Source organism: Psychrobacter sp. (assembly GCF_041554015.1).
Lineage (GTDB): Bacteria > Pseudomonadota > Gammaproteobacteria > Pseudomonadales > Moraxellaceae > Psychrobacter.
In genome coordinates, this window is record NZ_JBFFMS010000019.1 from 15,445 (window position 1) to 30,277 (window position 14,833).

16 protein-coding genes and 1 tRNA gene are annotated in these 14,833 nt (G+C 40.1%); 11 read left to right on the forward strand and 6 right to left on the reverse strand.

From position 1 onward, the window contains the following. Positions 1 to 6: 6 nt before the first annotated feature. The 3 genes from ABYU67_RS06705 to ABYU67_RS06715 all read right to left on the reverse strand — a co-directional run bounded on the left by ABYU67_RS06705 (position 7) and on the right by ABYU67_RS06715 (position 2,930). Positions 7 to 810, reverse strand: coding sequence for an SDR family NAD(P)-dependent oxidoreductase (locus ABYU67_RS06705; protein ID WP_372844229.1), 804 nt, complete (start codon positions 808 to 810; stop codon positions 7 to 9). Then, positions 807 to 1,916 (reverse strand): hypothetical protein, encoded by a 1,110-nt coding sequence (locus ABYU67_RS06710; protein WP_372844230.1) that lies wholly within the window; start codon positions 1,914 to 1,916, stop codon positions 807 to 809. Before ABYU67_RS06710 ends, ABYU67_RS06705 begins: the two co-directional genes overlap by 4 nt. 108 nt (positions 1,917 to 2,024) lie before the next feature. Beyond that, entirely contained in the window at positions 2,025 to 2,930 is a 906-nt protein-coding gene (locus tag ABYU67_RS06715; RefSeq protein ID WP_372844231.1) for a LysR family transcriptional regulator, read from the reverse strand. 162 nt (positions 2,931 to 3,092) lie between these two features. Here ABYU67_RS06715 and ABYU67_RS06720 point away from each other — a divergent pair, with 162 nt between their 5' ends. Genes ABYU67_RS06720 through ABYU67_RS06730 form a run of 3 tightly spaced genes read left to right on the forward strand, consistent with a single transcriptional unit; the run spans position 3,093 to position 4,852 of the window. Next, entirely contained in the window at positions 3,093 to 3,485 is a 393-nt protein-coding gene (locus ABYU67_RS06720) for a DoxX family protein (RefSeq protein WP_372844232.1), read from the forward strand. Between the two features lie 49 nt (positions 3,486 to 3,534). Further along, positions 3,535 to 4,089, forward strand: a complete 555-nt coding sequence (locus ABYU67_RS06725; RefSeq protein ID WP_372844233.1) for an NADPH-dependent FMN reductase — start codon at positions 3,535 to 3,537, stop codon at positions 4,087 to 4,089. 58 nt (positions 4,090 to 4,147) lie between these two features. Next, complete coding sequence (locus ABYU67_RS06730) at positions 4,148 to 4,852, forward strand: YoaK family protein (protein WP_372844256.1); 705 nt, start codon at positions 4,148 to 4,150, stop codon at positions 4,850 to 4,852. A gap of 156 nt (positions 4,853 to 5,008) precedes the next feature. Here the strand turns inward: ABYU67_RS06730 and ABYU67_RS06735 are convergent, their stop codons facing one another. Continuing rightward, on the reverse strand, positions 5,009 to 5,335 hold the full coding sequence (locus ABYU67_RS06735; protein ID WP_372844234.1) for a GNAT family N-acetyltransferase: 327 nt from the start codon (positions 5,333 to 5,335) through the stop codon (positions 5,009 to 5,011). Between the two features lie 297 nt (positions 5,336 to 5,632). Between ABYU67_RS06735 and ABYU67_RS06740 the strand changes: the two genes are divergently transcribed. The 4 genes from ABYU67_RS06740 to ABYU67_RS06755 all read left to right on the forward strand — a co-directional run bounded on the left by ABYU67_RS06740 (position 5,633) and on the right by ABYU67_RS06755 (position 8,463). Continuing rightward, a complete protein-coding gene (locus ABYU67_RS06740) occupies positions 5,633 to 6,346 on the forward strand; it encodes a pirin family protein (protein WP_372844235.1) in 714 nt (237 codons plus the stop codon). 55 nt (positions 6,347 to 6,401) lie between these two features. After that, on the forward strand, positions 6,402 to 7,340 hold the full coding sequence (locus ABYU67_RS06745; protein ID WP_372844236.1) for a pirin family protein: 939 nt from the start codon (positions 6,402 to 6,404) through the stop codon (positions 7,338 to 7,340). 76 nt (positions 7,341 to 7,416) lie between these two features. Beyond that, the gene (locus tag ABYU67_RS06750; RefSeq protein ID WP_372844237.1) at positions 7,417 to 8,025 is read left to right on the forward strand and encodes a nitroreductase family protein; all 609 of its coding nucleotides are present in this window, start codon (positions 7,417 to 7,419) and stop codon (positions 8,023 to 8,025) included. 141 nt (positions 8,026 to 8,166) lie between these two features. Then, positions 8,167 to 8,463 carry a DUF4298 domain-containing protein gene (locus tag ABYU67_RS06755; RefSeq protein WP_372844238.1) on the forward strand — a complete coding sequence of 99 codons (297 nt, stop codon included), beginning with the start codon at positions 8,167 to 8,169 and terminating at the stop codon, positions 8,461 to 8,463. A gap of 390 nt (positions 8,464 to 8,853) precedes the next feature. Here ABYU67_RS06755 and ABYU67_RS06760 read toward each other — a convergent pair whose 3' ends face one another. Next, a complete protein-coding gene (locus ABYU67_RS06760; RefSeq protein WP_372844239.1) occupies positions 8,854 to 9,285 on the reverse strand; it encodes an Lrp/AsnC family transcriptional regulator in 432 nt (143 codons plus the stop codon). 163 nt (positions 9,286 to 9,448) lie between these two features. Here ABYU67_RS06760 and ABYU67_RS06765 point away from each other — a divergent pair, with 163 nt between their 5' ends. The 4 genes from ABYU67_RS06765 to ABYU67_RS06780 all read left to right on the forward strand — a co-directional run bounded on the left by ABYU67_RS06765 (position 9,449) and on the right by ABYU67_RS06780 (position 14,122). Then, positions 9,449 to 10,543, forward strand: a complete 1,095-nt coding sequence (locus ABYU67_RS06765; protein WP_372844240.1) for an ornithine cyclodeaminase — start codon at positions 9,449 to 9,451, stop codon at positions 10,541 to 10,543. A gap of 87 nt (positions 10,544 to 10,630) precedes the next feature. Then, a complete protein-coding gene (locus ABYU67_RS06770) occupies positions 10,631 to 11,590 on the forward strand; it encodes an arginase (protein WP_372844241.1) in 960 nt (319 codons plus the stop codon). A gap of 94 nt (positions 11,591 to 11,684) precedes the next feature. Further along, entirely contained in the window at positions 11,685 to 13,088 is a 1,404-nt protein-coding gene (locus ABYU67_RS06775; protein WP_372844242.1) for a YjiH family protein, read from the forward strand. A 284-nt stretch (positions 13,089 to 13,372) separates the two neighbouring features. After that, positions 13,373 to 14,122 carry an MBL fold metallo-hydrolase gene (locus ABYU67_RS06780; protein WP_372844243.1) on the forward strand — a complete coding sequence of 250 codons (750 nt, stop codon included), beginning with the start codon at positions 13,373 to 13,375 and terminating at the stop codon, positions 14,120 to 14,122. A 313-nt stretch (positions 14,123 to 14,435) separates the two neighbouring features. On the opposite strand, the gene ABYU67_RS06785 is transcribed toward ABYU67_RS06780, so the two are convergent. Beyond that, positions 14,436 to 14,512 (reverse strand) — tRNA-Val (locus ABYU67_RS06785). Positions 14,513 to 14,833 lie beyond the last annotated feature (321 nt).

Here is a 14,833-nt window from a genome sequence, read left to right on the forward strand (position 1 = left end):
GTAGGGTTACTTGAGTGAAAAAGCCACGGTTTTGTGACCTATCCAATTGACCCAGCTGACTGGAAAAAACCGTAGTTGTAGGCGGATTATATTCGCCATAACACCAGGCACAACAAGGAACTCTCTATTTTCTACGCCTTTTAGCATCGATTTGACCGCATCTTCAATTTTTAGCTCACCTGCCAGCTTTTTCATTCCGACACCGGCTTTTGCCATTGTACCTACCTCAGCCTGAGTAAGAGGAGTATCAATTGCAGGGGGCGAAAATACCGTAATATCTATACCTACAGGTTTCCACTCATAACTGATCGACTGCATCATACCCCAGATAGCAAATTTTGATGCGCTATAAGAACTATAACCATAGCTGCCTATAAAGGATGCCATCGAAGCGGTGACCATGACTTGGTTGCCACGCGATAGGAAGGGGCGGATAGCTGCAAGGACATTGCGCGTACCAAATAGGTTGATACTTATGACACGTTCAAACTGCTCTTGACTCATATCATCAAACGTCCATGGGCCCGTGACGCCAGCAAAATGCATGAGAATATCAGGAGGGCTATCATTTGCGGCTGCAATGATTTGCTGAGTGGTCATGTCTGCATCGGTGACATCGAGCTTGTAGGTGCTAATTGATACCTCATGCATATTTAGGCGGTGCAAAGTGGTTAAGGCGTCATCAAGAGGCTTTACATCAAAGAGTACCAAGTTTGAGCCCAATTTAAGCAGCTGCTTGGCAGTTTCAAAACCAATACCAGAGGCCGCCCCTGTGATATAAACGGTTTTATTAGTAAAGTAACTCATCATGCGCTGTCCTTTTGCAATGTACGAGTTATTGCCGATTTGTTCTGTAAGCTACCAAACTTTGCTTCACCGATTAGATGGCTAACTTTAAAACCAGGAATTAACCAGAATGGGGTGGCCTCGCTACTCGGAGCGCAGTTAGGAAAATCAGGATTTGTCGATGGGCCAGCGATGGTCTTTTCAACGACCATAGAGATATACTGATCAGTGCTGTCTTCCAATGTATTGCCATTTAGTATCACCTCCATATCGGTATCTTTAGCATAGCGTCGAATCGCATTCACTTTTGAATTGATAGGCGCATAAGCATCAGCGCCGACCCCATTTTCTGACGTTACACGGATGCCATCGGGTACTCTGGCTACTAAAGAGTGATTGCCTTCAGTATGACCTGGGGTATGAATCAGTGCTAAACCTCTACCTAAATGCAGGCTGCTCGTAAAGGTGATCACCTTGTTTGGATGGACTCCTTTAATCCCATCAGGACAATACCATTCTGCTTGGACGGGCAATAACCCTTGTGCGCTTTGCCACTCTTTTTCATGTACCAAGAGTTTGGCATTAGGAAAGAAAGCCTCTCTATCCGTGCTCCCAAGCCATCGACGCAGATCTTGAGTATGTAGATGATCGTAACTGATATAATCAATGTCGGCTGGTTTTAGCCCAAGATCCGCTAAGGCTTGAGTGACATCACGGGTAATCGGAGCAACGAGGTTTTCAAGCGGTGACCAATCTGGCAGTTTATGCGTCAAACGTTTAAAAAAAGGCGTCTCACGATCGGCTTCGATATCTGATGGCGAGAATAGCAAGGTTTTTAGCTCACCTAAAAAATCATGATATTGAATGATAAAAATTCGGTTCAATATATGTAGGTAGGGGAACTTATAAGTGCTCTGAGTATATACGCCGCTATAGGCATACCATGTAGGGTAGGGAACACGAACCATGTCCGCACTTTGATAAAACGCTACTTGCGGCTCGTCCATAAACCATTCTCTAAATGCTTGCGCTTTTTTCCTTGCCGCATTTAAGCGCTCCTGTGGTAAGGGGCTTTTGCGAACGTCATCAAAGTCGTGAATCGCTTTCATTCCGAGTAATGTCAGATCCATAATGCATCTCCTTATGACTAATGGATATCTCTGTTCCTCATCATAGCAATTTATATTCAGATGAACAGCATGTTTCTAAGGCCGCAGAGTATGCCAAAATAAGTCTTATTAAACCTTATCCCAATAAGGATCATCGCCAAAACGCTCAGCGATAAAATCGATTAAATAACGGCAACGCTGCGACAAAAATCTATTTTTTGGATAGACGGCATAAGCATTTAGGGTAGGCAGTTGATACTGTGGTAAAAGAGGGACTAACTCACCACGGGCCAAGGTCTGATAAGTGATGAATGTTGGTAAAAACGCAATGCCATGACCTTTTACAGCCATCTCACGCAAAAAATCACCGTTATTGACTTTGATTTTTGAGTGAACGTCTATTTTGTGTTTCTTACCTTGCTGATCTATCAACGCTATCGTGCTAGATTTACTGAGACCATACTGCAAAATTTCATGTTTTGCCAACTCTTCTACGGTTTTGGGGGTGCCCATTTTGTCTAGATACTGCGGGCTGGCGCATAATGTATAGCGAATGAGAGCGAGGCGTTTGGCTTGATAGCTTGAGTCTTGCATCTCTCTAATACGAATCGCCAGCTCAAATCCTTCTTCGACTAAATCCACATGGCGATCAGAAAAATCCAACTCAAAATTTAAATCAGGATGCTGATTGGCATATTCATGAATGACGTCGTCCAAGTGCATCAAGCCAAACGATAAGGGCGCAGTCATCTTTAAAGTCCCCTCGATACGCGTTGGCGCATCACTTGTTTCTTCATTGAGTGCGTCGACTTCGCTTAATATGTGACATACCTTTTGGTAATACTGCTCACCTGCCTGCGTTAAGTTCGATTGGCGTGTGGTTCGGCTGATTAACTGGCTACCCAAACGTGTCTCTAACTCTTTAAGGCGGCGACTGACGGCTGATTTAGCAATGTTCAATTGCTCAGCGGCTTTGGTGATGCTACCGGCTTCGACAATGCGCACAAACATTGCCATATCTTCTAACTGTCCCATAACAGTGCTCCTTAACTGTTCTTTAAATAAGAACTCATATTTGTGATTATCACGGTTTATCTATTGATAAGCAACGATTACAATAATGTCGTTACTTATCAAACAAAAGTCTTTTAAATACATACCTTGTGTTTAGAGGTCTTATACTACTGGAGAATCATCATGGACAAACTACAACCGCTTAGCGCCCCAATTGGTCGCCTATTTTTATCAATGATCTTTATCTTTTCAGGTTTTACTAAAATCACAGGTTATGCTGCTACGCAAGGTTATATGGAAACAATGGGCGTACCGGGGATGCTACTACCCTTGGTGATTGCCCTTGAGTTATTTGGCGGTATTGCTATTTTGCTTGGTTTTAAAGCTCGCCTGATTGCGTTGTTGTTCGTGGGTTTTAATATCGTGTCAGCACTCCTTTTCCATCAGTTCTGGGTTGATGAATCCCAAATGAACCCCTTTATGAAAAACATCGCCATTGCCGGTGGTTTCTTAATGATTTTTGCCCATGGTGCCGGTGCCTACTCAATTGATGATAGTAATGCGCGTAAAATTTAGTATAGTAAAAACTTAACTTATCAGGTTTTATCCTTATTAAGGAGTTGCTATGAGCGCATCAATTGATATTGCACTGATTATTGGTAGTTTACGCAAACAGTCAATCAATCGTAAATTTGCCGAATTTATCGTGTCGCAGATGCCTGACCATGTGAATATAAAAGAGGTCAGGATTGCAGATTTACCCCTTTACAATCAAGACTATGACGATACCAGTATCGATAGCTATGAGCGTGTCCGTCAGCAGCTAAAAGACGCTGATGCGGTGTTGATTGTCACCCCAGAGCACAATCGTACCATGCCTGCAGCTTTAAAAAATATCATAGATATTGCCTCGCGTCCTTATAAAGAAAGTGTCTGGACGCATAAAAAAGTTGCCGTCGTGACGGCTTCACCCGGTAGCTTTGGCGGTATCAATAGTGGGCTTGATGTGCGAAAAAGTATGCAAATGCTTTCGGCGCAAATGATGATTGATCCCGAAATCCATTTAAGCCGAGCAACTGACAGTTTAAATGAAGATGGCACAGTCACTGAACGTACACAAAAATTCTTACAAGGCTTCGTGTCAGATTTTATAAACTTTGCAGGGAAATCGGGTGACTAAACCAATCTTTAATGATCCTGACAATCATGCCATTCATACCCTTAATGATGATAAGGCAGTGCCATCAGATGCAAAACCGCCAAGTTTTTGGCAACGTTATCAAACGCCCATATTATTGACTGTGGTTGGCGGGGCCATCGATACCATTGGCTTTATCACCTTGTTTGGTTTTTTTACCGCACATGTCACCGGTAACTTGGTGATGGCAGGTAGTGGCTTGGTCAAAGGTGAGCAGGGGCTATGGATTAAGCTTGCTGCCCTGCCATTATTTATCCTAACAGTTATGGTGACCAAGGTTTTTATTGATCATAGTAAAAACAAGCAGCTCACGCTGAGCCGTTTATTTTTAGCGGAAGCGGTGTTTTTGATGGCCTTTATGATTGCCGGTCTCTACTATCAGCCTTTTGTAGACGCAGGGAATATAACGGTGGCATTAACAGGTGGTCTGGGTCTGATAGCGCTAGCCATTCGTAATACAGCCAGCAAAACGGTGATTAAGCATATGAGTCCGACTGTGTTGATGACGGGTAATACCACACAATTGGGTATTCATCTGACCGATTATCTGATCAATCGTACAAAAGATAATGGTAAAAAACTGACACATAGCTCAGCATTGGTTTTTAGCTTTCTGGTTGGCGCGTTATTGGGTGCCTTTTTATATATTCAGTTAAATTTTTGGGCAGTCGGATTGTTCGTATTGCCCGTACTGTATTTATCAGTAATGGCACGTGATAAAGCGTTCTTACAAAGTATTGCTTAGTATTTTTAACGCAGTAGAGCCTTACATAATTATTTAGCAGTATGTATTCTCAAAACCGATATCTTGTTATCTAAATCTTTGACAATAAAAATGCCATATCTTGACGGATATGGCATTTTTATTGTCATCTATAAGTTTGTCACTGTTGAGCATTATTCAAGGCGTTGCCTTGTGAAATACCGAATTGTCTTGGTATTCTGGATGCTTGTCTATGTAGGCTTTGATATATGGGCAAATCGGTTTGACCCTTAGGTGTTTAGCTGCCGCATCGTCTAGTATCGATTTTGCCAGATAGCCTGCAATACCTCGTCCGCTAAGCGCTTCTGGCACCTCAGTATGTGTATAGGCAATACCGTCTTCGCCCTGACTGGTGGTAAAGAATTCATAATCTTCAAAGGCAATATGCCCCTCAAGGTGAATCTCAAAACGTTTCTTCTCTAGGTTATCTATTACATCATAATTTAATGACGGTTTCTCTGACATGATCAAAACTCCTTCTATGATAAGTGTGATAAGAATTGTTCTATAGTTACTTTTAAGACGTGATATAAAGTAGTTATTTCTGCTACTAGATCCATTTAAGCTATCAAGTATATAAAGCCATACCATAAATATAGTACGCCATATTGAGAGTATTATTGTTCTAAAAATAAGAATAGTTATTTGTATTTATCAATGTTTATCTATAGTCAGACAACAATTATAATAGCTCCATTACTTAAACAAGTTAACTAATAACTATCTATCATTATTTAACTTATTAATAACTAAGGATAAATTATGAAAACCATCTATCATGCAGCAAACTCTCGTGGCAATGCCGACCATGGCTGGCTAAAAAGCAATCATACTTTTAGCTTTGCTAACTATCACAATCCAGAACGCATGGGTTTTGGTGCGCTACGCGTTATTAACGATGATTTTGTTATCGGTGGTCAAGGGTTTGGTAAGCACTCACACCGTGATATGGAAATCATCAGCATACCATTATCAGGCAAGCTTGGTCATGGTGATAACATCGGTAATGAAGGCATTATCGAAACAGGTGAAATACAAGTCATGTCAGCTGGTTCAGGCATCACTCATAGTGAGATGAATGGCAGTGTGGATGAAGCGGTGCAGTTTTTGCAAATATGGGTGATCCCTAACAAAATGGGGGTGGCGCCACGCTATCAGCAAATGCGCATGGATGACCTTATGGAGCCAAACATGTTTAATCAAGTACTATCGCCAAACGCTGACGATGCTGGTGTCTGGATTCATCAACATGCCTGGTTCAGTATGGGTGATTTTGAACAAGGCGTCACTCAAACCTATACCTTAAACGATCCTGATAACGGCGTTTACGTCTTTGTGATCGAAGGTAGTGTGACCATTAACGGTAACATATTAAGTACGCGTGACGGTCTAGGTGTTTGGGATACTAATAGCATGACTATGGATGTCACAGAGAACGCAAAAGTATTAATAATGGAAGTACCTATGAGTTTTTAATACTTTTTACGCTCGTTATTTGTAATATATCAAATATCAAAAAAGGAGTCGGTACATGAGTATTCAAACGTTGCAGCCAAGATTGGCTGATGTGGGCGGTATTCCCATTGCACGCTTATTACCTAATAAAGGAAAAAAACCAATCGGTGCGTGGTGCTTTTTAGATCATGCAGGTCCTGCTGACTTCGATGCAGATGACGCAGGCATGCAGGTCGGTCGCCATCCGCATACTAACTTGCAAACCTTTAGCTGGATGTTGAATGGCGAAGTGCTACACAAAGACAGTTTAGGCAATAAGCAAGTCATTACCAAAAACCAAGTCAATGTCATGACTGCAGGCACAGGTCTGAACCAAGGCATCAGTCATACAGAGCAAAGTGTCTTTCCGGATACAGGTGGTTCAGAAGAGGCCGCACGTGGTCTCAGTATGGTGCAGTTATGGATTGCGCTTCCTACTGATCAGCAGATTGAGCGCAGCTTTCATCACTATCCTGAGCTACCGACGTGGAGCGAGGGCAACGTAGAGATGATATTGACGACAGGCCGTTATACCAACATATCCGGTGAGACATTTGAAGCGCCTACCATCCAGTATTCAAAACTGGTCGGTATCGATGTGTACTTTAAAGAAGATGGCGAAGTAACATTGAACTTAGAGCCAGGTTTTGAATACGGTATCTTGGTTTCAGAAGGGGAGGTAGAGTCTGAGGGCAAGGTCTGTCAGCAAGATCAGTTGTTTCGCTTTCATGATAGCGATGTGGCCAATAACAAAAGCATCAAGTTGGCTGCCAACAAGGGCACACGTATCATGTTTATCGGCGGCGAACCGCTTAATAACCAAGTGCTACTGTGGTGGAACTTCGTTGCTGATAACAAAGCTGAAATTGAGCAATCGATTATTGATTGGAATAATGGTCATGAGCGTTTCGGGGATGTCGACTCTGATATGAAGCGTTTACCTGCGCCTGAACTACCTAAAGGTTTTAAAGGCTGATTAAGATTTGATTTGATACCTTATTTTTAAGATTAAACTTTTAATATTAACTCATACAAAACCACTGGAGAAAATTATGTCAAATTTACAAGTACTACAGCAATTGGCAGAAAAACGCCGTTCAATCTATGCACTAAGTAAGCAATTGCCAGTATCAAATGATGAAGTAGTAAAACTGGTTGAGCATGCGATCTTGCACACACCATCAGCGTTCAATTCACAATCCACTCGTATTGTGGTGTTATTTGGTGACGATCATAACAAGCTTTGGGACATAACCGAAGAGACACTAAAAGCTATCGTTGGTGATGAAGAGAAATTTAAAGGCACAAAAGACAAAATTGCTGGCTTTAGAGCAGGTGCCGGAACGGTGTTATTTTTTGAAGACCAAAGCGTTGTAAGAGATATGCAAGAAGCAGCGCCTTTGTATGCTGATAAATTCCCCATTTGGTCGCATCAGACCAGCGCAATGCATCAGTATGTGATTTGGACAGCATTGGCAAGTTTAGATATCGGTGCAAACTTACAGCATTATAATCCAGTCATTGATCAAAAAATTGCTAAAGAGTGGAATATTGCTGAAGATTGGGAGCTGAATGCCCAAATGGTATTTGGTGCGATTGAGCAGCCAGCAGGCGATAAAGAATTTAAGCCTGTTGAAGAGCGTATGAAAGTATTTGGCTAATCATCTTTAACGCTAAAAACTGTATAACCAGTGAAACCGCTATAATGTGTTTATAGCGGTTTTTTTGAATCATATAAAACAAAACTAGAACAGTCTAAAAAACAATCAGCTTGAGGCAATAACCATAAATCGGAGCAATATATGAAAAACTATGATGTACAAGCGTTGCAAGAAAAATATGAGCGCTGGCATGAGCTACACGAACAAATACAAAACACCCAGGAAAAATGGCTAGAAGCTAATGCACTATTGTTAGAGCTACAAGAGTATTATCAAAGCGAACAATGGATGAAGGATCATGAGAGTAATCTTGCGATAAACTGTGCGAATGATATACATGCGATAACGAGTGAAGATGCTTTATGGAATGCATTAGCAGAACATCGAGAACAAGCTATTCGCTGGATGAAGCTGGGGTTAGAGGTTATAGATAAGTAATTGTAACGATTTTACTTTTAATTATGCTGCTATAAAAATAGATATTTAAAACGCATGTTTATTTTTATATGGTCGCAGTCTTTCGTATTATTATCTTAGTTATTTGCTTATATTTGAGATTCATGTACGTTGTCTTATTTTTTTCTCTGCACAACATTAAAAAAAATATAGCATATATTGCTCATATTTATGAAAATCAAGACTGGAGAGTAAGGCTGTTTTCAATCTGACAATCTGAAATATAAAAAAGCAGCCTCTAGAATGCGTTTTGGAGGCTACCTTAAGGCGCGCAAATATTTTTTTGATATGTGCCTTTAGACAGCTTAATCCAAGGATCCCAAGTCAATATCTACGGAATAGTTAACACAGCTACTTTGATTGTAAATTCAATTAAAAACTCGAAAGTAATAAACTTGTTTCACTGTTCAAAATACCATCAATCTCGCGCACTTGACGAAGTACCTCATCAAACTCGCTCAGAGTAGGAGTATTTATCTCAGCAATAAGATCCCAAGCACCGTTTGTTGTATGCAACTTCACCAGTTCTGTGATACCACGCAGTTTCCTTATAACTTGGGATGTAGAATGTCCAGATATCTCAATCATCATGAGAGCTTTTACCGTTTCTTGATCTAAAGCTTCATGCACACGAATAGTAAAGCCAAGAATTGCCCCGTTAGAGATCAGTCTATCGAGCCGATTTTGTATCGTTGCACGAGATACCTTTAGTCTATCAGCAAGATGCGACACAGTGGCTCGACCATCTCCTCTTAACTCTGAGATAAGCTCACTATCTAAACTATCGTAGATATATCTTCTCATTGGCGCTCTTACCTATTAATAATTGTATTTAACAAAATGTATAGAAAGTATTAGCAAAATGCAAAATAATTATACTTATTTGGCGAATTTTTTGCATTTTAACTAACACTTCACCTTGCTAAGATATTTCATATCGATTACAAAAACTATCTAGGAGAGAAGAATGTCGAATTTTATCGTATCACCTAAGGAAGGGGTTCCATTTGTTAGTGTACAAGCGATGGCTGAAATCATTCATGATTATGGCGTTGAGCAATGTATGACAGATTTAGTGGATGCTTTAGAACAAGATTTTTCTCGTTGGGATAAGTTCGAAAAATCCAGTCGTTTTGCCTCTCATTCAAAAGACGGGGTCATAGAGTTGATGCCTGTCAGCGATGGTGAGATGTTTGCTTGTAAGTATGTCAATGGCCATCCTATCAACACCAAGCGAGATTTGCAGACGGTAGCCGCTTTCGGCTTATTGTCTGATGTCGATACCGGCTATCCGATCTTATTAACAGAAATGTGTATTTTAACGGCACTACGTACGGCGGCGACCTCTGCACTGGTTGCCAAATATTGTGCGCCTAAAAACGCCCAGACTTTAGCGCTCATCGGTAATGGTGCGCAAGGTGAGTTCCAAGCAATGGGTATGAAGGCAGTCGTTGGTATCTCAAAAGTGCGTTTATATGATGTCGACCCAGCCGCGTCTGAAAAAATCGCGCGCAACCTTGCTGATACAGGCCTAGAAATTACTATCTGTAAAACGGTAGAAGAGGCGCTTGAAGGGGCAGATATCATCACTACCTGTACCGCAGATAAGAAAAACGCCACCATTCTTCGTGATGATATGGTCAAAAAAGGCGTCTATATCAATGCCATCGGTGGTGACTGTCCTGGCAAAACGGAGCTGGATGCTAATATCTTGTTAAGAGCTGATCATGTCATCGTAGAGTTTGAGCCACAAACTCGTATTGAAGGTGATATTCAGCAGCTCTCTCAAGATTTCCCTGTGACAGAGTTTCACCGCCTCGTAAACGGTGAAAAAGAAATACGCGCCAATGAAGATACTTTGGTTGTATTTGATGGTGTTGGTTTTGCCTCAGAAGACTTTACAGCGTTGGTCTTTTTAAGAAACTTGCTTAGAGAGCAAGAAGGATATGATATTTTGGATTTGATACCTCAGCAAGCTGATCCTAAGAATCTCTACTCGGTAGTAAAAGCTCATAGCAAGGATTTTAGCATAGAGACGAATGATGCTATGGCGGCCTCATAAGTAATTTGAATATAGAAAAATAGGAGTTCAACTTCAGATTTGGACTCAAATGATGAATAAATTGTTTTATTTAATAGAGACAAAATCATGAATGATTTAATGAAAAACGTGCGAATAGTAGAAGTTTATTCAGATATTGCAGGGTATAAGAAAGGGGCGTCTCTAGGTATTGATGCGTTGCGCGCGTCATCACAAGAGATGAATGCAGACTACTATGAAAAATTGCAACTTGATAGTATAAAAAATGAATATATACATGAAGAAGAGTCGTCATTTAAGCATGCAAAATATGCCGATGTGATTGAACCTGTTATTTCTAAATTGGCGCACAAAATTAAGGAGATAAGAGAGGAGAATCAATTTCCGATTGTTATTGCAGGCGACCATTCTAGCTGCGCGGGTACCATGCATGGCCTAAAAATGGCACATCCCGATGCTGAAATCGGCGTAGTTTATATAGATGCACATGCTGACTTTCATTCACCCTATACCAGTGGATCAGGAAATATGCATGGTATGCCTTTGGCAATGGCTTGTGCCATTGATAATTTGGAATGTCAACGTAACGAGCTTTCTGAAAAAGAAAAAGAGTATTGGGAAAAATTGAAATTTATGGCATCAAGCGAGCCATCAATTAAGCCAGAAAATGTGGTTTTTTGTGCCGTTAGAGATTATCAAGAAGAAGAGATGGATTTAATTAGAAGACATAAAATCCCTTTATATAGCGTGGCTGAGATCGCCCAAAAAGGCATCAGCTCTACCGTAGAGGAAATCTTTAAAAAACTGGAATATTGCGATCATATCTATGTGTCATTCGATGTTGATAGTGTCGATCCTTTATATGTACCAGGAACCGGCACACCTGCCATGAATGGTTTGTCGTACGAGCAAGCGATGCAACTTAACATAGAGCTAATTAAGAATAAGAAAGTATGCTGCTGGGAGATGGCCGAAATCAATCCTTTATATAACAATTCAAAAGATGACTCGACCCGAATATTTAAAATTTTAGAAAAAGTGACGCACACACTTTTGAGTAACTATTAGTATTAAATATTGAAAATGAGTAAAGGAATCTAGCATAAAGGAATTGGTTAAAAATCTTTAGGTTAGCTAAAAAGGGACTGCGAGTAAAAATAATATGGACATTATTAAAGCCAGCGCTGCAAGTCGAGATGTTAGCGGGATCAATATCAGACAATTTTTAAAGTTCTTTATCCCATCTATCATAGGTTTGATGCTTTTCGTATTTCCCATTCCCTATGTAGATGGTAAGTTTGTCAGCTATGCAGAAGGGTTTACCATTCCTATATCTGTATTAAAAGATTATATACAGGGTTATATCGGTGACTTTTTGCCGTTATTGGTTGTCACCTCAATCCTGATTACCTTATGTTGTACGTTATATACTAAAATCATAAAACCTGCATTTATTCTGAATAATGCATTTCTAAATAATTTATTAAACGTTACAACGCCTTGGCTTATCATTAGAATGCTAGGTGCGTTCTTTGTGGTTGTTACCTATTTTAAATTTGGGTTTGAGGCAATATATTCAGAAAATATTGGCGGCTTAATATTATATGAATTAATGCCGATACTTTTTATCGTATTTTTTTTGGCTGGATTGCTGCTGCCATTATTGCTTGATTTTGGCTTATTGGAATTTTTTGGCGTTCTGCTAAGTAAAGTAATGAGACCTTTGTTTGGTTTGCCCGGTAGGTCATCTGTAGACTGTTTAACATCATGGTTGGGCGATGGAACCATCGGTGTCTTATTAACAGATAAACAATTGGAAGGTGGGTTTTATACCAAAAAAGAAGCAGCAGTTATCGCTACTAGCTTTTCAGCAGTTTCGATTACCTTTTGTTTGGTTGTCATCTCTCAGGTTAAGCTCGAAAGCTATTTTATTAATATGATTGGGGTCGTTGCTTTATGCGGAATTGTTTGTGCTCTAGTAGTACCAAGGTTATTCCCTTTATCTAAAATTGAAAATACGTATATCACAGAAAACAGTGATAGAGATCATGAAACCATTCCTGAAGGACAAACATTATTTGCCCATAGTTTACATAAAGCCGTTCAAAAAGCAGATAAAAGCCCAAGTTTTTCTACTTTTTTAAAGGATGGATCAAAAAATATCTTAGATATGTGGATCGGAATATTGCCTGTCGTTATGGCAATCGGCACTATGGGTTTAATAGTCGCAGAAGAAACACCTGTATTTGATTATCTAGGTCTGCCATTTATACCATTTTTAGAGCTACTGAACATACCTTTTGCAGCAGAAATGTCAAAAACCATTATGGTAGGTTTTGCAGATATGTTTTTACCTGCGATTATCGGTTCTTCGATAGAGTCAGAGTTAACTCGATTTGTTATCGCTTGCTTATCAGTGTCTCAGTTGATTTATATGTCGGAAGTAGGCGGGCTGATTTTAGGGACAAAAATACCAGTGAGCTTCTTTCAGTTATTAGTGATTTTTCTACTAAGAACCATTATTTCATTGCCTATCATTGCCTTGTGTGCTCATATGATTTTTTAATTAGGATTTTCTAAAAGTCGGCTACACCATGTCTGGACAAAAAATCACTTATCAAGGTGGTTTTTTGCTATCAACATCAAGCTATAGTCGATTCTAAATAAAAATAGATACGCCATATTGTAACGCGGAACTAGGATAAATTTTTCTGGCTTACTGTGCCGACGCCGACAGAGGCTGCGTAAAATGCATCCCAGTCCCGCTTGTAGAGCCTTTATGAATTGTCATAGAATGTAGTTAAATAATTAAAAATCTGGACATCGTTTTACATTAGACAAGGAGTCATTATGATATTTCGTCAATTGTATGAACCCCTTTCTAGCACCTATACATATTTGCTAGGGGATGAAAATACAGGTCAGGCTATCCTTATTGATCCGGTAATCGCGACCATGGATCGTGATTTGGCCGAAGTACATAAATTAGGGCTCAATCTGGTCTACACAGTCGACACGCATATCCACGCCGATCACATTACCGCAGCATTAGAGATGAAGCGTTCTGTTGGTAGTAAAATCGCAGCGCCTGCCTTTGACCGTTTGTCGTGTGTGGATGTTGGGTTAGAAGAAGGCATACCTTTACAAGTTGCTGGTATTACATTGCAACCATTGCATACACCAGGGCACACCGATGGTCACTTTGCATATCTCTTTAACAATCAGGTGTTTACTGGTGATGCGTTACTTATTGATGGATGTGGTCGCACCGACTTTCAAAACGGCGATGCTGAAGCGTTGTATAAATCTGTGCGGGAGAAGCTGTTTTCTTTGCCAGACGACACACTCGTCTATCCTGCGCATGACTATAAGGACCGTTTCGTATCTTCAATTGCACAGGAAAAAAAGCGTAATCCGCGACTTGGGGGTGATATAACACTCGAGGAGTTCAAGGTCATTATGAGCAACCTAAACCTACCATATCCAAAATTTATTGACTATGCTGTCCCTGGCAATCAACAATGCGGTGTATGCCCAGATGATCTACCGGATAACTTATCTACTTATTGTCGTCAGATGGCGCAGAGTCCTCAGGGCTAATGTGCCTAACTTCTGAATAGCTTTAAGATTGTTATGGTCTTAATATTAAGCATTAAGCGATTATCCTATTATATGATCAGCCGTGGCATTTAAAACTACTTTGCTCGAATAAGTTCGTCTCTGATACTATTAGTTCAGTTCAGTTCAGTTCAGTTCAGTTCAGTTCAGTTCAGTCATCGCTATTTTCTTAAGTAGCTTAAAAGAGCTTAAGTAGTGGCGATCAAAAAGTGCTACGAGTAAATATTTTCCGCTACAGCCCATATTTTACGGACAAAAAAAGCCCCAGTCGTTAAACTGGGGCTTTCTAAATATTTGGTAGGCATAAGCAGATTCGAACTGCTGACCTCTACCATGTCAAGGTAGCGCTCTAACCAACTGAGCTATACGCCTATTTAGGTCCTGCATTTTAGCAAGTTTTTAGAACTTTGCAAGCCTTTTTTTTAATAAAAACTATTTATTCAAATAACCCTGATTATTACGCGCTATTTTAAATCATTTAACCTGTTTTTTTTGATAATTTGACTAAACAATAAGTAAAGCTGGTTTATGTTTTATTGTTAATAGGGTCTTAAAGCCTAATGGTCAGGCAATACATAACTGTTATCATGATTCCCAAATAAGAGTGTCAGAGTGACTGTATGGCTGTCACGTTAGTGATTTAATCGCTCTCGGTTTTAAAAAATAGCACAATAGAGTATTAAGGAGAATGAC

Excerpts from the sequence above, each read along its gene's own strand:
- ABYU67_RS06750 (WP_372844237.1), top strand. The coding sequence starts at position 7,417 with ATGTCAAATTTACAAGTACTACAGCAATTGGCAGAAAAACGCCGTTCA.
- ABYU67_RS06725 (WP_372844233.1), top strand. The coding sequence starts at position 3,535 with ATGAGCGCATCAATTGATATTGCACTGATTATTGGTAGTTTACGCAAA.
- ABYU67_RS06735 (WP_372844234.1), bottom strand. The coding sequence starts at position 5,335 with ATGTCAGAGAAACCGTCATTAAATTATGATGTAATAGATAACCTAGAG.
- ABYU67_RS06720 (WP_372844232.1), top strand. The coding sequence starts at position 3,093 with ATGGACAAACTACAACCGCTTAGCGCCCCAATTGGTCGCCTATTTTTA.
- ABYU67_RS06740 (WP_372844235.1), top strand. The coding sequence starts at position 5,633 with ATGAAAACCATCTATCATGCAGCAAACTCTCGTGGCAATGCCGACCAT.
- ABYU67_RS06770 (WP_372844241.1), top strand. The coding sequence starts at position 10,631 with ATGAATGATTTAATGAAAAACGTGCGAATAGTAGAAGTTTATTCAGAT.
- ABYU67_RS06760 (WP_372844239.1), bottom strand. The coding sequence starts at position 9,285 with ATGAGAAGATATATCTACGATAGTTTAGATAGTGAGCTTATCTCAGAG.
- ABYU67_RS06765 (WP_372844240.1), top strand. The coding sequence starts at position 9,449 with ATGTCGAATTTTATCGTATCACCTAAGGAAGGGGTTCCATTTGTTAGT.
- ABYU67_RS06780 (WP_372844243.1), top strand. The coding sequence starts at position 13,373 with ATGATATTTCGTCAATTGTATGAACCCCTTTCTAGCACCTATACATAT.
- ABYU67_RS06745 (WP_372844236.1), top strand. The coding sequence starts at position 6,402 with ATGAGTATTCAAACGTTGCAGCCAAGATTGGCTGATGTGGGCGGTATT.
- ABYU67_RS06755 (WP_372844238.1), top strand. The coding sequence starts at position 8,167 with ATGAAAAACTATGATGTACAAGCGTTGCAAGAAAAATATGAGCGCTGG.
- ABYU67_RS06775 (WP_372844242.1), top strand. The coding sequence starts at position 11,685 with ATGGACATTATTAAAGCCAGCGCTGCAAGTCGAGATGTTAGCGGGATC.
- ABYU67_RS06715 (WP_372844231.1), bottom strand. The coding sequence starts at position 2,930 with ATGGGACAGTTAGAAGATATGGCAATGTTTGTGCGCATTGTCGAAGCC.
- ABYU67_RS06705 (WP_372844229.1), bottom strand. The coding sequence starts at position 810 with ATGATGAGTTACTTTACTAATAAAACCGTTTATATCACAGGGGCGGCC.
- ABYU67_RS06710 (WP_372844230.1), bottom strand. The coding sequence starts at position 1,916 with ATGGATCTGACATTACTCGGAATGAAAGCGATTCACGACTTTGATGAC.